Below are 18,874 nucleotides of genomic sequence, written 5' to 3'. Positions count from 1 at the left end.
AGAACCCGCCCTGTCCGGCCCATCCCCGCTCGTGTTGCTCGTCTCCCCGGGGGGAGGGATCCGGCCCGCTCTCGTCCGCACGAGGCGCGGGCCGGCCGGGACCCCTGATCCAGGCTTGCCGTCAGACGACGAAGAAGTCCTGGAAGGTCAGCTTCAGGTTCTTCGAGAGCTGCGCGATCTCCACGGCCGCCTTGGAACCCGACCCGTCGGCATCGTAGCTGAGGATTCCCGTCTTCCTGTTGTAGATCAGGTAATCGTCCCTTTCCTTGGCCTTGGTGCCGGTGACGAAGAACTCCTTGTCGAGCTGCGTCGGGTTCGCCAGGGTGCCGCCGCCGAGCTTCTTGAACACGGCGTTGTCGAGCCAGAGGCTGTCCGCCTGGACGTTGAAGTCCTTGATCGTGTCGAAGTTGACCTTGCGGTTGGCGCTGGCGCTGCCGATCTTGTCGGCGAACACGAAGGCGTCGCTGCCGGCATTGCCGAAGAGAACGTCGTTGCCGTCGTCGCCGTCGATCACGTCGTCGCCCGCGCCGCCATAGACCGTGTCGTGGCCGCCGCCGCCATAGACATGGTCGTTGCCGGCGTCGCCGAGGACCTTGTCGTTGCCGGAGCCGCCATAGACCCGGTCGTCGCCGGCGCCGCCGTAGACCGTGTCGTTGCCGCTGTCGCCATAGACGTAGTCGTCGCCGGCATCGCCGTAGACCTTGTCGTGCCCGGCGCCGCCATGGAGCTTGTCATCCGCGCCCCGACCGCGGATCACGTCGTTGCCGCCCCGCCCGTCCATGATGTTGATGTTGTCGTTGCCGGTGAGGATGTTCGCCTTCTGGCTGCCGTTCCGAACCTCCGTCGGGACCGCCGGAACTCCTGGATCGACCGGGTTGCTGGGCGTTCCCGGAGTGACGGGCGTGCCCGGATTGCTCGGCGTCCCGGGATCGGCCGGCGTCTCGGGGTTGGAGGGCGTCCCGGGATTGGACGGTGTCCCGGGGTTGGAGGGTGTGCCGGGATCCGTCGGCGTCCCGGGATTGCTCGGCGTGCCGGGAGTGCCAGAGTCCACGGGTTTGGCTTCCCACACGCCGTTGAAGTAACGACCGTCCGAGAACTGCACGATCTCGATGCCTCTCAGGATATCGGTGCCCACGTCCGGTCCGATCACCTTCCATTCGTCGATTTTCATCGTGACGGTGTAATCCGACTTCTTTCCCCCGTAGATCGCCGTATCCGTGCCGATCCCTCCATCAAGGGTGTCGCTGCCCAGACCGCCGATGAGCGTGTCATCGCCGTCGAGCCCGTACAGCTTGTTGTCCTGATCGTTGCCGGTGATGACGTTGTTGAGTGCGTTTCCGGTGCCCTGGAGCGGAGGCTTCGTCGGATCGGCCGGAGCGATCAGGGTCAGGTTCTCGACATTGGCCGCCAGCGGCCGGTCGAGGGACAGGGAGATCGAGCTGATCACCGTGTCGGTTCCGGCGCCGGCGCCCTCGTTGACGACGTCGCCGGTATGATTGATCGTGTAGGTGTCGTTGCCCGCTCCGCCGTTCATGGTGTCGGCTCCGGCGGTGCCGGCGATCGCGTTGTCGCCCGCATCGCCGTTCCAGACCGGGCCGGCCGCCGAGATCAGATTATGATCGCCGGCGCTGATCTTCGCTCCGCCGGAGACACGGAAGCTTTCCGAATAGCTCCCGTCGATCACCATCCAGTCGCCGCCGCCGAGCGAGGTCAGGGTCGCCTGGCTGGAGAAGCCGAGGAACTCGATCCGGTCGCCGCCCCCGGCCGCGCTGCCGGTGAAATCGGCGATCGTGTCGCCCTGGAGCTCGCCCTTGCGCAGGACGAACACATCGTTTCCGGCGCCGCCCGTCAGCGAGTCGGCGCCAGCGCCGCCATCGAGGGTATCGTTGCCGTCGAGGCCATACAGCTTGTTGACCTGGCCGTTGCCGATGATCAGGTTGTCGAGCCCGTTGCCGGCGCCATCGGCGGCAGCCCCGACCAGCACCAGGTTCTCCACATTGGCCGCAAGGCCCTTCACGCTGGAGATCGAGATCGAGCTGAACACCGTGTCGATGCCGGCTCCGGCGGCCTCGGTCACCACGTCGCCGCTGTGATCGACAGAGTAGGTGTCGTTGCCCAATCCGCCGCTCATCGTGTCGGCCCAGCCCTGGCCGTCGAGAACATTGTCGCCGGCATTGCCGTTCAGGACGTTGGCGCCTGAATTGCCGGTGGCGTTCAGGTTGGCCGAGCCTGTGAGCGTCAGTTCCTCCACCTGGGGCGAGAGGGTGTAGCTGACCGAGCTGAACACGCGATCGTAGCCGCCGAGGCCGAGGCTGTCCTTCTCGACGATCACATCCCCCACATTGTCGACGGAGTAGGTATCGTGGCCGTTGCCGCCGTCGAGATTGTCCGCGCCGGCGCCGCCGTCGAGGGTATCGTCGCCGTCACCGCCCTTCAGCGTGTTGGCTGCCTCATTGCCGATGAGCCCGTTGTCGAGTTCGTTGCCATAGCCGTTGATGGCGCCTGTGCCCGTCAGTGTCAGATTTTCCACGTTGGACGTCAGGGTATAGGTGATCGATGAATTGACCTGGTCCGTCCCCTCGCCGGCATTCTCGGTGACCACGTCGCCCGAATGGTTGACCGTGTAGGTGTCGTTGCCCGCTCCGCCGGCCATGGTATCGGCCCCGCTCGTGCCGTCGATGGCGTTGTTGCCCGGGTCGCCGGTCCAGACGTAGCCGGGAACCGAGACGCTGCCCGAATCCATGCCGCTGATGGTATTCCCCGATACGGAGGTGTTGGTCGGGCCGGCGTCGTCGTTGGTCGGCTCCTCGCGGATGCCGTAGCGTGAATTCACGTCTCCGGTCGAGGAGATGACGTTGTTCACGACCTGCGTATTATGCGAGTAGTAGGTGTTCTGCGAATAGTCGTCGTCGAAGCGCTCGCGGATGTTGATCTCGTCGTACTTGCCGTCGAATTCCTGCGAGTTGTTCGAGATGCGGCTGTTCTGGACCGTGACATTGTCAGATCCTTCGATCTTCACGCCCTGGCGCTGATTGCCGTAGATGTCGACATCCGTGATGGTGATCTGCTCGGACAGCTTGACCAGGATGCCTTCCTTGCCGTTGTCGTGATAGGAGCCGCCGATGATCTCGATGCCGGACACCCAGGGAATCTCAGTCTCGCCTGCCGGGGGAATGTTGCCGCGCTGGATGGTGAGGCCGGCGCCCCCGGCGAGGGTGCCCTGATACATGTAGAGGTAGCCGTTGCCGTAGGCTTCGTTGTCCTTCAGGACGAGGTCCTTCGACTCGTTCTGGATGTTGAAGCCATGGCGATCGTTGTTGTAGGCGACGTTGCCCTCATAGAGTCCGCCCACGACCGCATCGGCCACGAAGCCGTCGAGGCCATTGTCGTGGGACTCGGAATTCGTGATGGTCAGATCGTATGTGACCTCGTGGGGGTTGATCCCGTAGGCCGTGCATTCCTTCACCTCGATGTTGTCGATGGTGATGTCGGACTGGGTGCGCCCGGTTCCGTCTTCCTTGATGCCGCAGATGAATCCGGCCTGATGGCTGCCCGCGGCTTGATTGTCGCGATTGCCGTCGATGACCAGATTGGCGATCTTGACGTTCTCGACGGTGTCCAGCTCCGTCCGGACGATGCCGTTGATGCGCTCGTTGAAATTGTCGACGAGCTTGATGGTGGAATCGCGGTCGCCGGCTCCAACGAGCGCAACACCCGACATGAGTTCCACCGCGCCCTTGGAGGGGTTCGTCGGATCGCCGCTCACCATGTACGTTCCGGCTGCGAGCTGAACGGTGACCTGACCTTCCGACTTATGAGCGTTGTAGTAGTCGTTTGCGGCTTTGATGGCGTTATTGATGGCCGCCATATCCAGCGCGGCATTGCCGGTGGGCGCATCGACATTGATGATCATGGTCAAATCCCTGCTTATTCAAGTGTCTGGGTCAGGCCGATCGCGAGCGTCATCGTCACCGGAATCCCTCCAGTGCGCGCTGCGCGAAAGCCGATCGTTGTGGGAGATGGCAGCCGGCTAAGCGGCGGCGTTCAGGTCTGCGTTTCCGACGATTCGATGAAACGGCGCTGCCGCTGACGGCAGGTGACCCATGCGGGCCTTCGAGGCGGAATCGGTCTCCGTCTCGCTGGACGTAATGAGCATCTGGACGTGTTCCTCTACAGTATCGGCCTGATTACCCATGATTAAATAGGCAGATCCTGCGAAGTGAAATGGCTCTATTTCATACGGCTGGAGCAATTCCGAGTTAACCGGCGGACAGGCATGAAGAGGTGTAATGCCGTCGAAGTATAAGCCTACCTCGGATGGAATGAAGCCTTTTTGATAGGGGTGGCTATCCCTATGGACCACAGGGCGGCGGAACTTTTGATCATTTGATGAGATCGAAAAGATCTCCCGAGCACTGGGCGACCAGGATCAGCAGCAGGATGCCGATGAACCAGAGCCAGGAGCCGCGCCGCCGAGGCTCGGCGGGCGCCGGTTGCGGCGCCTGGGGCTTGAGGACGGGGCGCGGAGGGGCGGGCAGGCGCTCGAGCAGTTCGGCCGAGGAGGCCGCGATGGTGCCGGCCCTGCCGATGAACCGGAAGCCCACCGGAATGCCGCCGACGAAATCGACCTCCGCGGGCTGCACCGCGGCCTCGTGATGAACCCACCAGTATTCCTTGCGATCGTCCATGCTGCACCCCTTTAGAAACGGCCCGGTAGCCTTCCCCCGGAATCGGATTGATCTAGAATTCCAGAACCGATAATGCCAGCAGGCGAAGAGTCGAGCAGGTTTCCAGGAGATTTCATGAACGTTCTCGTGACAGGCGGGGCAGGGTACATCGGCGGCCACATGGTTCTGGCGCTGCTCGATGCCGGGCACAACCCGATCGTCTTCGACAACCTCTCGACGGGCTTCCGCTGGTCGGTTCCGGAGGGTGTCCCGCTCGTGGTCGGCGACGTGGGCGATTACGAGCTCGTCCTCCGCACGCTGCAGCAGCACCGGATCGACGCCATCGCGCATTTCGCCGCCAAGCTCATCGTGCCGGAATCCGTTACCGATCCGCTCGGCTATTACCTGAACAACACGGTCAAGAGCCGCTCCCTCATGGCGGCCGCGGTCGCCGCAGGGGTCAAGAACTTCGTGTTCTCGTCCACGGCCGCCGTCTACGGCGACACCTCCGACAAGCCGATCGGCGAGGATGCGCCCCTGGGGCCCCTGTCGCCCTACGGCAGCTCCAAGCGGCTGACGGAGATCATGCTGCACGACGTCGCGGCCGCTCACGGCATGCGCTACGTGGTCCTTCGCTACTTCAACGTGGCGGGCGCCGATCCGCTGATGCGCCACGGCCAGTCGACGGCGAACGCCACCCACCTGATCAAGGTGGCGGTCCAGACGGCGCTCGGCATGCGGTCCCACATGGAGATCTACGGCACGGATTATCCCACGCCGGACGGGACCTGCATCCGCGACTACATCCATGTGAGCGACCTGATCGCCGCGCACGTGCAGGCCCTGACCCATCTCGAGCAGGGCGGCGAGAGCCTCATCATGAATTGCGGCTACGGACACGGCTTTTCCGTCTCCGAGGTGATCGAGACCGTGCGCCGGGTGTCCGGAAAGCCCGTGGAAGCCAGGATCGGGCCGCGCCGCGCGGGCGACCCGTCGACGATCGTGGCGGATCCGACCCGCATCCGGGCCGAGCTGGGATGGGAGCCCCGCCTCGACGATCTCGCCACCATCGTGGACCACTCCATGCGCTGGGAGGCCATGCTCCGGGAGCGCAACCTGAAGCTCTGACCGGCGGTGGATGGCCGGCCGGCGATAACAGCCGATTAAGAACCTCTGCCTCAAATGCTCCTCAGGCGCCGGGCCGATTCCCGGCGCCGCCGGACCAGGCGAGGGGAGGACGAGGGCATGGGTTGGGGCATCGGTGGGGGCATGGGCGAGGACAGGGGACCGGGCGTCAACGGGGTTCTGCTGCTGAACCGCCTGCTGCTGGCGGGCTGCTTCCTGCCGGTGGCCATCGGGCGCCTCTCGAACATCTCCGGGCTGGCCGCCGCCCTGACCCTGAAGGGCATGCCCTACGGCGACGTGGTGGCGACCCTGATCGTGCTCGCCGAGGTGTTCGGTCCCCTGGCCCTCATCGTCGGCGTCGCGCCGCGGCTGAGCGCCTCCGTGCTCATCGCCGCCCTGGTGGTGACGACCGGCACCCAGCACCGCTTCTGGGACTATGCCGGCCTCAACCGCCAGGCGGAGCAGGCGGTGTTCCTCTCCCATCTCGGGGTTCTGGCGGCTCTCCTGTTCTACGCTCTCGTGGGACCGGGAGCCTGGAGCTGGCAGGGCTGGTGGCGCGGCCTGAACGGCAAGGCCAAGCCGGCGAAGGGCAAGAAGAAGCAGCCGTCCCGCCCACGCGCGCCCAAGCCGCGTCCCGCGCCCGCGCGGCCTGCGGCCGAGGACGAGGAACTGGCGGACGTCGCGTGAGCGCAGGGGAAGCGAAGCGGGATCGATGGCCCCTGGACCGACTCGCTCCCGTCTGCGAGGCTCATGCCTTCATTCAGCCTCTTATCCGGGCCATAAAGCATTGCCGCGCCGTGCTTTTGCGCACGGGCAACGGTGATTTTCCAGGTTAGCAGTCGCGTCATGCTTCACTCGTCCGTGCGTCGTCTCCTCGCTCGTGGTCTCCTCTCTCTTGCCGTCGCATTCGCGTGCGCGTCTCCGGCCGCGGCGCAGCAATCCGCCGATCCCCTGACCCGCTTCCTCGACGGCCTCTTCAGGAAGCCGCAGGCCGCCGGGAGCGCCTCCCAGCCGGCGGCTCCGCAGGCGGCCCCCCAGCCGCCGGCCCCTGCGCGGCCGCAGGCCGGGAATCAGCCGCCGGCCAGGACCCAGCAGCCGGCCGCCAGGCCGAACCCGACGGCCCAGAAGCCGCAGAGCCCGGCCCAGCGGACCGCCCAGCCCCAGCCCGGCTCCAAGCCCCAGCCCAACTCCAAGCCCCAGCCCGCGCCGCAGACGGCCGCGAAGCCCGAGCCGCCGCGGCCGGCCGAGAAGGCCGAGGCGAAGCCCGGCCCCGCGGCGAAGCCCGCCCCCGAGGCGCAGAAGCCGGCGCCCGAGCCCCCGGTTCAGGCGGCCGAGCCGGCCAAGCCCGCGCCGCCGGCCAAGGTGGCGGAGCCGCCGAAGCCTGCCCGGGCGACGCCCGCCCAGATCGTGTCCGCGCCGACCTCCGTGGCCGCGCCGTCCACCGCTCCGACGCCCACATCGCCGCCCGGGCCCCGCACGCCCGAGGAAGGGCTCGAGCGGGTCAACGCCTATTTCAACAGCCTCGACGTGATGTCGGCCTATTTCGTCCAGAAGAACCCCAACGGCCAGCAGGCGGAGGGCACGCTCTCCATGCGCCGCCCGGGCCAGTTCCACTTCGCCTACGCCCCGCCCAGCACCCTCGAGGTGATCTCGGACGGACGCAACGTGGCGATCCGCGACAAGAAGCTCGGCACCAACGACGTCTACCCGGTCGGGCAGACGCCCCTGAAATTCCTCGTCCAGGACAATATCGACCTGGCGCGGGACGCCAAGGTGCGCGACGTGCAGGTCGGACGCGACGGCATCGTAACGGTCCGGTTCGACGACAGCGCGACCCTCGGGGGCACCTCGAAGATCACCCTGCGCTACGACAGCCGCGCCAATGCCCTCAAGCAATGGACCATCATCGACGCCCAGGGCTACGAGACCTCCGTGACCCTCTCGGGCGTCAACGCCACCTACCGTCGGGACGCGCGGGCCGGGCAGTAGAGGGCGACCATCCCGGTGGCGCGAACGCCCTCCACACGTCATGGCCGGGCTTGTCCCGGCCATCCCGATCGGAAGAGCGCCGCGCCTCTCGTATCGGGATCACCGGGACAAGCCCAGTGATGACGAGGAGAAGGTGGTCAGGGCCGGTGACAACACCCTCCGGCGTCATGGCCCCCTCCGCCCTTCCTGCCACCCACCCACGTCATGGCCGGCCCTGTGCCGGACATCCCGATGCGGTGAGGCTCGGCGCTTCTCAGAAGCGGGATCACCGGGACGAGCCCGGTGATGACGTGGAGGGTGTGTGACCTGGTAATGACACCCACCCACGTCATGGCCGGCCAGTCATCACCCGCCTCTCGCCGGCCATCCCGATCCGGTGAGGCGCGGCGCTCTTCGTCATCGGGATCACCGGGACAAGCCCGGTGATGACAGTGGGAGGGTGATCGTTCGGTTCGCGCTCCACCCTCCCCACGTCATGGCCGGCCTTGTGCCGGCCATCCCAATCTGAAAAGCGCGGCGCCCTACGGAAGCGGGATCACCGGGACGAGCCCGGTGATGACGTGGGAGTTACGATTCCCGCTAGTTTTGCTCTAGCGCGCCGGGAATTTCGGTTTAGAACACGTCCGAACAATCCTGGCAGGTGAGCATGGTGGATCGAGCGGCCCTTGGAGCCTATGCCGGTTACGTCCTCGAGGACGCGACCATCCCGGAACTGCCGAACCATTACCGCGGCAAGGTGCGCGACAATTACGACCTGCCCGACGGGCGGCGCATCATCGTCGCGTCGGACCGCATCAGCGCCTTCGACCGCAACCTCGCGGCGATTCCGCTGAAAGGGCAGGTGCTGACGCAGACGGCCCGGTTCTGGTTCGAGGCGACGGCGGACCTCTGCCCCAACCACGTGATCGAATATCCCGACCCGAACGTGCTGGTCGGCCGCAGGCTCACCATCCTGCCGGTGGAGATCGTGGTGCGCGACTATCTCGCCGGGACCACCGGCACGTCGATCCTGTCCCTCTACAGGAAGGGCGAGCGCGCGATGTACGGCATCCGCCTGCCGGACGGCATGCGCGACAACGAGAAGCTGCCCGAGACCATCATCACGCCGACGAGCAAGGCCTTTCATGGCGGGCACGACGAACCGCTCACCCCGGCCGAGATCGTCGGCCAGGGGCTCCTGAGCGATGAGCAATGGCGCATGGTGTCCGACTACGCCCTCGCGCTCTTCGCCAGGGGCCGGGAGATGGCGCGCCAGCGCGGGCTGATCCTCGTCGACACCAAATACGAGTTCGGCATCGACGAGACCGGCACGATCATGATCGCCGACGAGATCCACACGCCGGATTCGAGCCGCTACTGGTTCCTGGACAGCTACCAAAGCCGCTTCGAGGCCGGCGAGCGGCCCGAGAGCTTCGACAAGGACTTCATCCGCACCTGGGTGGCGGCTCGCTGCGATCCGTACAAGGACGAGATCCCGGAGATCCCGCAGGACGTGGTGCTCGAGACCGCGCGCGTCTACATCGACGCCTTCGAGCGCATCACCGGCGAGGCCTTCGCCCTGCCGGACCCGGCCGTTCCGGTGCTGGAGCGGGTGAGGGAGAACCTGAAGAGCTTCTTCTGAGGCCGGTTGACGATCCGGCGCGGCGCCCGTATCCTGCGCCCCATGATCACCGGTCGCACCAGCTTCGTGAACTATTTTACGCCGTCCCCATAGGGCGGCTCCGTTCGGTTGCGACCAGACGTTCGATGCCGCCGCTCTCCGGCGGCATCTTCATGTGGTGATCAGGTCTCCGGGCAGCGGCTTCCGCCAATCCCAGGAGACGACACGATGACGACCCCGAAATCCGAATTCCTGAAGACGCTCGCCGAGCGCGGCTTCATCCACCAATGCACCGATGTGGAGGCCCTCGACGCGCGCCTCTCCGCCGGGCCCGTGGCCGCGTACATCGGTTTCGACGCCACCGCGGACAGCCTGCACGTGGGCAGCCTCGTGCAGATCATGGCCCTGCGCTGGCTGCAGAAATGCGGCCACAGGCCGGTCGTGCTCATCGGCGGCGGCACCACGCGGATCGGCGATCCGAGCTTCCGCGACGGGAGCAGGCCCCTGCTCGACGACCGGCAGATCGCCCGCAACGCCGCCGGCCTGAAGCAGGTCTTCTCCCGCTACCTCGCCTTCGGCGACGGGCCGACCGATGCCGTGATGGTGGACAACGCCGCCTGGCTCGATCCCCTGCGCTACCTGCCGTTCCTGCGCGAGTTCGGCACCCATTTCACCATCAACCGGATGCTGAGCTTCGACAGCGTGCGCCTGCGGCTCGAGCGCGAGCAGCCGCTCACCCTGCTCGAGTTCAACTACATGGTGCTCCAGGCCTTCGACTTCCTCGAGCTGTCGCGCCATCATGCCTGCGCATTGCAGATGGGCGGCTCGGACCAGTGGGGCAACATCGTCAACGGCATCGAGCTCGCCCGGCGGATCGACCAGCGCCAGCTCTTCGGGCTGACGACGCCGCTGCTCACCACCACGGCCGGGGCCAAGATGGGCAAGACCGCGACGGGCGCCGTCTGGCTCAACGCCGACAAGCTCGGCCCCTACGCGTTCTGGCAGTTCTGGCGCAACACGGAGGACGACGACGTCGCCCGTTGCCTGCGCCTCTTCACGGAGCTGCCCCTCGACGAGGTGCATCGTCTGGGGCGGCTGAAGGGCTCTGAGATCAACGAGGCGAAGCGGATCCTGGCCAACGAGGCGACCCGTCTCGCGCACGGGGACGCCGCCGCGCGGGACGCGGCCGAGACGGCGCGCCGCGCCTTCGAGGAGGGCGAGACCGCATCCGGGCTGCCGAGCATCGGCCTCTCCCGGTCCGAGCTCGAGGCCGGCGTCACGGTCGCGCAGCTTCTCGTGCTGGCCGGGTTGTCCGGCTCCAGGAGCGAGGCGCGCCGCCTGGTCGGCAACAGCGGCGCGCGGCTCAACGGCGTGGTCGTGCAGGACGCGGACGCCCCCGTCGATCCGGCGGATCTCGCCGGCGGATCCCTGAAGCTCACGGCGGGCAGGAAGCGGCATGTGCGGGTCGAGGTGAGCGGGTGAGGGAGGATGGCCGGCACCCTCCCGCGTCATGGTCACACCCTCCCACGTCATGGCCGGGCTTGTGCCGGCCATCCCGATCGGAAGAGCGCAAAGCCTTTCCGAAGCGGGATCACCGGGACAAGCCCGGTGATGACGTGGAGAAGGTGGCAAGGTCCGATGACAACACCCTTCCACGTCATGGCCGGCCTTGTGCCGGCCATCCCGATGCGGTGAGGCGCGGCGCCTCGAACAATCGAGATCACCGGGACAAGCCCGGTGATGACGTGAGAGGGTGGTGTGACCCGGTGATGACGCCCTCCACACGTCATGGCCGGCCTTGTGCCGGCCATGACGTGGTGGGTGACCGTCGCGGGGGACGGGAGAGACTTCGAGCGGCCCCGTCACGCACCGAGCGAAACGGCCGGGAGGCTTTCGACGGCCGGCTTGGCGAAGAGGAAGCCCTGGAACAGGCCGATGCCCGCATCCCGCAGGGTGGCGAGTTCCGCGTCCGTTTCGATGCCCTCGGCGATGATCGTGATGTCGAGGGCGCGGGCCATCACCAGGATGCCCGCGATGATCGCCTGCCGGGCGGTCGAATCCGTGATCCCCCGGATGATCTCCATGTCGATCTTGATGAGGTCGGTCTGGAAATTGGCGAGGAGGTTCAGGCCCGCATGTCCGGCGCCGAAATCGTCGATGGCCGTGATGAATCCGAGACGTTTGTACTCCGCGATGATCCGGGCCACGTGCTTCGTGTCCGCCATCCGCTCGTTCTCGGTGAACTCGAACATGATCCGCCGGGTGTCGAAGCCCACGCGGCGGGCCGATTCCAGAGACGTTCGGATGCAGGCCGCGGGTTCGTAGACCGCGTTCGGCATGAAGTTGATGGACAGCCGCGTTTCCTCGGTCCGCGGGAAGAGGCGGCCCGCCAGCTCGATGGCCTTGACCCGGCAGGCCTGATCGAACTTGTACTGCAGGTGCTCATCGACCTGGCTCAGGATCTGCCCGGCGGATTGCCCCTGCGTTCCCCTGACCAGCGCCTCGTAGCCCCAGATGACGCCGCGGTCGAGATCCACGATCGGGTGGAACGCCATGGTGAAGTCGAACGGAAGCGGTTCGCTGTTCCGGCAGCCCTGGCATCCGACCCTCGTATCCACTGACAGTTCCGTTCCGACCATTGGAGAATTCCACACAGGAATATGGGAGAAAGATCTTGCGATTGCGCTAACGCATCGGTCGGTGCTCGGGGGATGCTGCGGCACGGATCACCGGCATAGTGCGGCGATCTGCGAGGCCTGCCTTCCCGTGTCAGGCCGCGCCGTCTGAGGAGAGCTCCCTGTCGGCCCTGTGCCGGGCCCAGGGCCAGCGGCCCTCGATTTCGACCTCGAGGGAGAAGCTGAGGAAGGTCCGGATCAGCACGATGCCGCCGAGGATGAGAAGGCTCTGAAGGGTCGGCTCGATCGCCACCGTGTTGATGATGTCGGCCGCGACGAGAAATTCGAGGCCGAGCAGGATCGCCCGGCCCACGTTCGAGCGGTAAAGGGCGAAGGCCTCCGATCCCGGGCGCCCGCGCAGGACCTGCCAGAGGGCCGCGAGGCTCGCTCCGAGAATGCCCAGGACGATAATGGCGATCCCGCCGACCTCGATGGCGCGGGTGGTCAGTCTCAGCGCGGCGAAAAACCATTCGTCCATGAACGATCCCTGGAACGATCCTCGAGCCTCATGGACATGGATTCATAGGACAGTCCGGCGAGGCCTCCAGGGGGGAGGGCGTCATCACCGGCCCATCCCACCTCTCCACGTCATCACCGGGCTTGTCCCGGTGATCCCGATTGTTCGAGGCGCGGCGCTTTTCCGCATCGGGATGGCCGGCACAAGGCCGGCCATGACGTGGGGAGGGTGTTGTCACCCGCTCACGCCACCCGCCACGTCATCACCGGGCTCGTCCCGGTGATCTCGATCATGTGAAGCGCCGCGCCTCACCGCATCGGGACGGACGGCGAGAGGCGGGTGATGACCGGCCGGCCATGACGGGAGGGTGGCGCGGGCCGAGACCTCAATAGGCGGAGGAGACCCGCGTATCGTCCTCCACGTCGAACAGGCGCTGGCCCTGCAGCACGACCACGGGCGAGCCGACCGGCACCCGGCTGTAGAGGTCGATGATGTCCTGGTTGAACAGGCGGATGCAGCCGCTCGACACGGACTGGCCGATCGACCACGGCTCGGTGGTGCCGTGGAGCCGGTACATGGTATCGACGCCGTTGTTGTAGAGGTAGAGCGCGCGTGCGCCGAGAGGGTTGCTCAGGCCGCCCTCCATGCCGCCGGCCCAGCGGGCATTGCGCTCGGGCTCGCGGCGGATCATGGCGGCGGTGGGAGTCCAGCGCGGCCACGTGGCCTTGCGGCCGATCCGGGCGCGGCCGCTCCAGGCCAGGCCTTCCTTGCCGACGCCGATGCCGTAGCGGATGGCCCGGCCGCCCTCGCGGACGAGATAGAGATGGCGCGCCTCGGTGTCGACCACGATGGTGCCGGGTTCCTCGCGGCCGTAATAGGCCACTTCGCGGCGCAGGAAGCGCGGGTCGACTTCGGAGATGTCGGTGGCCGGCAGCGGGTGCGGCTCGTCCGGGCGGGGGCCGTACATGGCCGCGTAAGCGGGATCGATACGGCGCACGGCTTGCTGCGGAGGCGCTTGCGTGGTGACGCAGGCCGCCAGGGCCATCGGAAGGAGAACCGCGGCGAAACGGAACGCGTTTTTCATCGGTGACGGGCGCGAAGCCAAGGCAGCAAACATCAGTGGGGTGACCTGCAGTTTCTGTTTTTGGGATTCGTCTGCCGACATTCGGGAGCGGCAGCATGACTCATGAAGAGACATAGCCTGGCCGGTGACGACAAGGTGGATCTCACATGGCGCAAATGTGGCAAAGGTCCAGTGTTGTTTGCAAGACACAGTCTTTTGAACGCGCCGATTGCTCTTCGTCGCAAGGGGTTAACTCTTTCGTGAGGGCCGTTAAGGTTCTTGTCCCAATTCAGCCAGCGAGCGAGCGTTGATCATGCACCGAACTCCCATTCAGATGCTCACGGTCTGCGGCATCGCGGAACTGCCGGACCAGCGCGAACGCTCCGTGACCCATGTCCTGTCCATTCTCGACCCGGATCATCCCGACCCGGAGGCCTTCGAAGCCTACGATCCGCATCACAGGACGATCCTGCGCTTCCACGACATCATCCTGCCCATCCCGGGCATGATCCTGCCTGCGCGAACGGACGTGGAGGCGATTCTCCGCTTCGGGGACGAGGTGGGCGAGGGGCGGGCCGGCCACGCCGAGGGTCACCTGCTGGTCCATTGCCACATGGGCGTCTCGCGCTCGACCGCCGCGATGCTGACCCTCATGGCCCAGGCCGACCCGAACGAAAGCGAGGACGCGTTGTTCGAGCGCCTGGTGGAGATCCGGCCCCAGGCCTGGCCGAATTCCCTCATGGTCGGTTTCGCCGACGGGCTTCTGTCGCGCGACGGGCGACTCACCGAGGCCCTGCGGCGGCACTACGGACGCCAGATCCGGCGGCGGCCGGACTACGTGCAGCTGATGCAGGATCTCGGCCGCGGCCGCGAGGTCGAGATGGCCGCCTGAGGGGACGGGATGACGCACCGACCGTCGTCATGCTGGTGATCCGCCGGATCGGGATGGCCATCTCTCCCACCCTCCCATGTCATGGCCGGCCTTGTGCCGGCCATCCCGATGGCTTGAAGCGCGGCGCCTCTCGCATCGGGATCACCGGGACAAGCCCGGTGATGACGTGGAAGGGTGGTATGAGCGGGTGATGATACCTCCCATGTCATGGCCGGCCTTGTGCCGGCCATCCCGATCGGAAAAGCGCGGCGCCTCAAACAAGCGGGATCACCGGGACAAGCCCGGTGATGACGTCGCGTGGGGGAGGCCGGTTCACCGCCCGGGCCCTTTCCCCAAGGCGCCGAACTTCGCGTCCGGCTTCCCCGGGAGCGGCGCGGCCCCGTCGTTCGCCAGCTCCTGGATGATCGGGCAATGCGGGCGCGCGTCCCCGTGGCAGTTGGCGGCGAGATGCTTCAGGGTCGAGGCCATCTCCTGCAGCTCCCGGATCTTGCGCTCGAGCACGCCCACATGGTCGAGCGCGATGGCCTTCACGTCCTTGCTCGCCCGGTCGCGGTCCTGCCAGAGGGACACGAGGTCGACGATCTGCTCGACCGAGAAGCCGAGATCGCGCGAGCGCCGGATGAAGCGCAGGGTGTGCACGTCATGGTCGGAATAGACCCGGTAGCCGGATTCCGTGCGCGCCGTCTTCGGGATCAGCCCGATGGATTCGTAATAGCGGATCATCTTGGCCGAAACGCCGGACGCCGCGGCGACCTGCCCGATATTCATGCGACACCTTCAACGGCTCGAGAGGGGGGAACGGCCCGCCCCGACGCGGCCGGCGCCCTGAAGCCGCGCAGGCGCAGGGCGTTGCCGAGAACGAAGACGCTGGACAGCGCCATGGCGCCGGCCGCGATGATCGGCGACAGCAGGGTGCCGTCGACCGGATAGAGCACGCCGGCCGCCACCGGGATCAGCAGGACGTTGTAGGCGAAGGCCCAGAACAGGTTCTGCCGGATGTTGCGGATCGTCGCCTTCGACAGCGCGATGGCGTTGACCACGCCGCGGACGTCGCCCGACATGAGCACCACGTCGGCGCTCTCGATGGCGATGTCCGTGCCGGTCCCGATGGCGATGCCGATATCGGCCTCCGCGAGGGCGGGCGCATCGTTGATGCCGTCGCCCACGAAGGCGATCCGGCCGTGCTGACGGCGCAGGCGCTTCACCGCCTCGACCTTGCCGTCGGGCAGCACCTCGGCCTCCACCTCGTCGATCCCGATCCGAGACGCGATGGCTTCGGCGGTCCTGCGGTTGTCGCCGGTGATCATGGCGACCTTGAGCCCGAGCGCGTGGAGCGCCGCGACCGCTTCGCGGCTCGAGGGCTTGATCGGGTCCGCGACCGCCGCGATGGCCGCGAGCCGGCCGTCGATGGCGGCATAGAGCGGGCTCTTGCCCTCCGCGCCCAGGCGCGCCGCGATGGCCCCGAAGGCGGCGACGCTCAGCCCGAGCCTCGACATTAAGCGGTCCGCGCCCACGGCCACGCTCCGCCCCTCGACCGAAGCCGAGACGCCGAAGCCCGGTTCGGCCCCAAAACCCTCCGGGGGCGGCAGGGCGAGCCCCCGCCGCGCGGCGGCCGCCACGATGGCCTGCGCGACCGGGTGCTCGGAGCGACTCTCCACGGCGGCGACCAGCCGCAGCGCCTCGGCGTCGGAGACCCCGGGCGCGCACACGAAGTCGGTCAGCTCGGGGCGCCCTTCGGTCAGGGTGCCGGTCTTGTCGAGGGCCACGACCCCGACCTCCTTGAGGCTCTGGAGGGCCTCGCCCTGGCGGAACAGCACGCCGAGCTCCGCCGCCCGTCCCGTGCCGACCATGATGGAGGTGGGCGTGGCCAACCCCATGGCGCAGGGGCAGGCGATGATCAGCACGGCCACCGCATTCACCAGCGCGTAGGTGAGCGCGGGTTCGGGGCCGACGAGGAGCCAGACCAGGAAGGTCAGGGCGGCGGCGGCCATGACGGCGGGAACGAACCAGGCGGTCACCCGGTCGACGAGGGCCTGGATCGGCAGCTTCGACCCTTGAGCCTGCTCGACCATCCGGATGATCTGGGCCAGGACCGTGTCGGCTCCGATCCGGGTGGCCCGGAAGGCGAAGCTGCCGGTCCGGTTGATGGTGCCGCCCACCACTTCGCTCCCAGGCGTCTTCTCGACGGGAACGGGCTCGCCCGTGATCATGGATTCGTCCACGAAGGACGATCCTTCCACCACGTCACCATCGACCGGGATCCTCTCGCCGGGGCGGACCTGGACGAGATCGCCGCTCACGACCCGGTCGAGAGGAACGTCCAGCGCCGCGCCGTCCCGGACCACCCGGGCCGTCTTCGCCTGGAGGCCCATGAGGCGCTTGATCGCCTCCGAGGTGCGGCCCTTGGCCTTGGCTTCGAGGAAGCGGCCCAGCAGGATCAGGGTCACGATGACGGCGGCCGCCTCGAAATAGACGTTCTCCATGGGGGCCGGCAGGAACCCGGGCAGGAATGTCGCCACCACCGAATAGGCATAGGCGGCGCTCGTGCCGAGGGCGACGAGCGAGTTCATGTCCGGGGCCCCCCGCAGGAGGGCCGGGACGCCCTTTCGAAAGAAGCGCAGTCCGGGACCGAACAGGACCAGGGTGGTCAGGGCGAATTGCAGAATCCAGCTGTTGCGGTGCCCGAGCGTTCCCATGACCCAGTCATGGACGGCCGGGATGAGGTGGGACCCCATCTCGAGCGCGAAGACCGGCAGGGTGAGGGCCGCGGCGACCAGCAGGGAGCGCCGGAGGCCGGCGATCTCCGCCTCCCGGGCCTCCCGCTCGCGGTCGGCCCGCCCGCCATCCGGCCGGATCGCCGTGGCCTCGTAGCCGGCCTCCGCGACAGCGCCGATCAGCCGTCCCTCGATCTCCGGCCCGCCGAGAGAGCGGATCGTCGCCCGCTCGGTCGCCAGGTTGACGGAGGCATCCGTGACCCCCGGGACGCGCCTGAGCGCCTTCTCGACCCGGTTGACGCAGGACGCGCAGGTCATGCCGTCGATCTTCAACTCGAGCGTGTCCTCGGAGGGCTCGTAACCGGCCGCCCGGATCGCCTCGGCGACCCCCGTGGGGGTGCGCGCGGAGGGCGCGAACTCCACATGGGCCCGTTCCGTCGCCAGGTTGACATGGGCCGCCGTGACGCCCTCCACCGAGCGGATCGCCTTCTCCACGCGGCCGACGCAGGAGGCGCAGGTCATGCCCTGGATGGAAATGTCGATGCTGTCGATCGGGGCGGTCTTGCCGGCGGCCATGGCAGGTCTCCTGGTCCTCATATGGGACGAGGGTGTAATGCTTCCAATCATGGTAAGGTCAAGGGGGCGAGAGACGTTCCAAGGAGATCCGGACCCGGCGCGTCCGCGGCCGGCCATCCGCCGGCCAGCCATCCGCCGGCCACCCCTGGGAACCAGGGTCGAGCTTGTGTCATTGATCCGACACGTTTGCCGCTTAGGCGGCAGGTGAAGTCCTGCTTGTGCCGAATGACCCGGTGCATTGACCTGTCACGAACGATTGAGCCGGTGCCGACCTTTGAAGCATAGCGACAAACAGGGGCGAACCCTTCGGATCCTCACCTACAACGTCCATCGCTGGCTCGGCACGGACAGGCAGATCTCCCCACAGCGGATCGCGGAGGTCATCGCGTCCTGCGATCCGGACATCGTGGCCTTGCAGGAGGTTCGCGTCGGCCGGGTGCGGGCCGGGGAGATCGATCAGGCGGCCGCCGTGGCCTCCCGCCTCGGGATGGACCTGCATTTTCAGCCGACGATCCGCATCCTGGGCGAGCAATACGGCATCGCGGTGCTGACCCGTCATGCCTCGAGGATCGTCAAGGCGGGGCGTCTGCCCACGCAATCGACCCGACCGTCCTTCGAGAAGCGCAGCGCCCTCTGGGTCGCCGTCGAGGTGGACGGCCAAGCCTTTCATGTGGTCAATGCCCATCTGTCGCTGCGGTCCGGGGAGCGGCGGACGCAGGCGGCCGCCCTGATCGGGGCGGATTGGATCGGCCACCCGGATTGCGGCGACCCGGCCGTGCTGCTGGGCGACTTCAATGCGCCCCCATACTCGCGGTCCTATCGGCTGATCGCCAACCGGATGCGCGACGCCCAGCTGTCCAACTCCTTCGGGGAGCCGCAGCCGACCTTTCACACCCGGGCGCCGGTCCTGCGCCTCGACCATGTCTTCGTGACGAAATCGATCGAGGTGATCGATGCCGGACCGGTCCGCAACCCGCTGACCCGGGTCGCATCGGACCATTTCCCGCTCCTGGCCGAACTGCGCGTCCGCAAGCGCCAGGGAGCGTCCGCCGCGAGCCAGGCCCGCGAGGGCGAACTGCTCTGACGGTTCAAGACTCTCGCCCAAAACTCTTGCCC

At 67.1% G+C, this 18,874-nt stretch carries 14 protein-coding genes; 7 read left to right on the top strand and 7 right to left on the bottom strand.

Annotated features, from left to right (window positions below; translation table 11 throughout):
* Window positions 1-121: 121 nt before the first annotated feature.
* Complete coding sequence (locus NF876_RS43135; RefSeq protein WP_315975017.1) at window positions 122-3,913, bottom strand: hypothetical protein; 3,792 nt, start codon at window positions 3,911-3,913, stop codon at window positions 122-124.
* Window positions 3,914-4,382: 469 nt separating this feature from the next.
* Window positions 4,383-4,688 (bottom strand): hypothetical protein, encoded by a 306-nt coding sequence (locus NF876_RS09590; RefSeq protein ID WP_262268576.1) that lies wholly within the window; start codon window positions 4,686-4,688, stop codon window positions 4,383-4,385.
* A gap of 114 nt (window positions 4,689-4,802) precedes the next feature.
* Here NF876_RS09590 and galE point away from each other — a divergent pair, with 114 nt between their 5' ends.
* The 5 genes from galE to tyrS all read left to right on the top strand — a co-directional run bounded on the left by galE (window position 4,803) and on the right by tyrS (window position 10,863).
* Complete coding sequence (gene galE / locus NF876_RS09585) at window positions 4,803-5,795, top strand: UDP-glucose 4-epimerase GalE (RefSeq protein ID WP_262268575.1); 993 nt, start codon at window positions 4,803-4,805, stop codon at window positions 5,793-5,795.
* Window positions 5,796-5,912: 117 nt separating this feature from the next.
* The gene (locus NF876_RS09580; RefSeq protein WP_262268574.1) at window positions 5,913-6,479 is read left to right on the top strand and encodes a DoxX family protein; all 567 of its coding nucleotides are present in this window, start codon (window positions 5,913-5,915) and stop codon (window positions 6,477-6,479) included.
* A 159-nt stretch (window positions 6,480-6,638) separates the two neighbouring features.
* Window positions 6,639-7,781, top strand: coding sequence for a LolA family protein (locus NF876_RS09575; RefSeq protein ID WP_262268573.1), 1,143 nt, complete (start codon window positions 6,639-6,641; stop codon window positions 7,779-7,781).
* Window positions 7,782-8,427: 646 nt separating this feature from the next.
* The gene (locus tag NF876_RS09570; RefSeq protein WP_262268572.1) at window positions 8,428-9,402 is read left to right on the top strand and encodes a phosphoribosylaminoimidazolesuccinocarboxamide synthase; all 975 of its coding nucleotides are present in this window, start codon (window positions 8,428-8,430) and stop codon (window positions 9,400-9,402) included.
* A 207-nt stretch (window positions 9,403-9,609) separates the two neighbouring features.
* On the top strand, window positions 9,610-10,863 hold the full coding sequence (gene tyrS, locus NF876_RS09565; RefSeq protein ID WP_262268571.1) for a tyrosine--tRNA ligase: 1,254 nt from the start codon (window positions 9,610-9,612) through the stop codon (window positions 10,861-10,863).
* Between the two features lie 380 nt (window positions 10,864-11,243).
* On the opposite strand, the gene NF876_RS09560 is transcribed toward tyrS, so the two are convergent.
* The 3 genes from NF876_RS09560 to NF876_RS09550 all read right to left on the bottom strand — a co-directional run bounded on the left by NF876_RS09560 (window position 11,244) and on the right by NF876_RS09550 (window position 13,597).
* Window positions 11,244-11,936, bottom strand: a complete 693-nt coding sequence (locus NF876_RS09560) for an EAL domain-containing protein (RefSeq protein ID WP_262268570.1) — start codon at window positions 11,934-11,936, stop codon at window positions 11,244-11,246.
* 214 nt (window positions 11,937-12,150) lie between these two features.
* The gene (locus tag NF876_RS09555; RefSeq protein ID WP_262268569.1) at window positions 12,151-12,534 is read right to left on the bottom strand and encodes a DUF1622 domain-containing protein; all 384 of its coding nucleotides are present in this window, start codon (window positions 12,532-12,534) and stop codon (window positions 12,151-12,153) included.
* A gap of 364 nt (window positions 12,535-12,898) precedes the next feature.
* Window positions 12,899-13,597 (bottom strand): L,D-transpeptidase, encoded by a 699-nt coding sequence (locus tag NF876_RS09550; protein WP_262268568.1) that lies wholly within the window; start codon window positions 13,595-13,597, stop codon window positions 12,899-12,901.
* A gap of 292 nt (window positions 13,598-13,889) precedes the next feature.
* Here NF876_RS09550 and NF876_RS09545 point away from each other — a divergent pair, with 292 nt between their 5' ends.
* On the top strand, window positions 13,890-14,468 hold the full coding sequence (locus NF876_RS09545; RefSeq protein ID WP_262268567.1) for a tyrosine phosphatase family protein: 579 nt from the start codon (window positions 13,890-13,892) through the stop codon (window positions 14,466-14,468).
* A 312-nt stretch (window positions 14,469-14,780) separates the two neighbouring features.
* Here NF876_RS09545 and cueR read toward each other — a convergent pair whose 3' ends face one another.
* Both cueR and NF876_RS09535 read right to left on the bottom strand, forming a co-directional pair.
* A complete protein-coding gene (gene cueR / locus NF876_RS09540) occupies window positions 14,781-15,236 on the bottom strand; it encodes a Cu(I)-responsive transcriptional regulator (RefSeq protein WP_262268566.1) in 456 nt (151 codons plus the stop codon).
* On the bottom strand, window positions 15,233-17,758 hold the full coding sequence (locus tag NF876_RS09535; RefSeq protein WP_262268565.1) for a heavy metal translocating P-type ATPase: 2,526 nt from the start codon (window positions 17,756-17,758) through the stop codon (window positions 15,233-15,235). The genes cueR and NF876_RS09535 overlap by 4 nt, the downstream gene beginning before the upstream one ends.
* A 274-nt stretch (window positions 17,759-18,032) precedes the next feature.
* Between NF876_RS09535 and NF876_RS09530 the strand changes: the two genes are divergently transcribed.
* Window positions 18,033-18,842, top strand: coding sequence for an endonuclease/exonuclease/phosphatase family protein (locus NF876_RS09530; protein WP_262268564.1), 810 nt, complete (start codon window positions 18,033-18,035; stop codon window positions 18,840-18,842).
* The last annotated feature ends 32 nt before the right edge of the window (window positions 18,843-18,874 follow it).

Source organism: Microvirga yunnanensis, assembly GCF_025460875.1.
Note: the sequence above shows the minus strand (reverse complement) of the source record. Positions and strands in the feature narration are given on the sequence as shown.

Bases quoted from the DNA above. Each gene is read 5' to 3' on its own strand.
- NF876_RS09590 (WP_262268576.1), bottom strand. From the start codon at position 4,688: ATGGACGATCGCAAGGAATACTGGTGGGTTCATCACGAGGCCGCGGTG.
- NF876_RS09545 (WP_262268567.1), top strand. From the start codon at position 13,890: ATGCACCGAACTCCCATTCAGATGCTCACGGTCTGCGGCATCGCGGAA.
- NF876_RS09535 (WP_262268565.1), bottom strand. From the start codon at position 17,758: ATGGCCGCCGGCAAGACCGCCCCGATCGACAGCATCGACATTTCCATC.
- NF876_RS09570 (WP_262268572.1), top strand. From the start codon at position 8,428: ATGGTGGATCGAGCGGCCCTTGGAGCCTATGCCGGTTACGTCCTCGAG.
- galE (WP_262268575.1), top strand. From the start codon at position 4,803: ATGAACGTTCTCGTGACAGGCGGGGCAGGGTACATCGGCGGCCACATG.
- NF876_RS09580 (WP_262268574.1), top strand. From the start codon at position 5,913: ATGGGTTGGGGCATCGGTGGGGGCATGGGCGAGGACAGGGGACCGGGC.
- cueR (WP_262268566.1), bottom strand. From the start codon at position 15,236: ATGAATATCGGGCAGGTCGCCGCGGCGTCCGGCGTTTCGGCCAAGATG.
- NF876_RS09575 (WP_262268573.1), top strand. From the start codon at position 6,639: ATGCTTCACTCGTCCGTGCGTCGTCTCCTCGCTCGTGGTCTCCTCTCT.
- NF876_RS43135 (WP_315975017.1), bottom strand. From the start codon at position 3,913: ATGATCATCAATGTCGATGCGCCCACCGGCAATGCCGCGCTGGATATG.
- NF876_RS09550 (WP_262268568.1), bottom strand. From the start codon at position 13,597: ATGAAAAACGCGTTCCGTTTCGCCGCGGTTCTCCTTCCGATGGCCCTG.
- NF876_RS09555 (WP_262268569.1), bottom strand. From the start codon at position 12,534: ATGGACGAATGGTTTTTCGCCGCGCTGAGACTGACCACCCGCGCCATC.
- tyrS (WP_262268571.1), top strand. From the start codon at position 9,610: ATGACGACCCCGAAATCCGAATTCCTGAAGACGCTCGCCGAGCGCGGC.
- NF876_RS09560 (WP_262268570.1), bottom strand. From the start codon at position 11,936: ATGGCGTTCCACCCGATCGTGGATCTCGACCGCGGCGTCATCTGGGGC.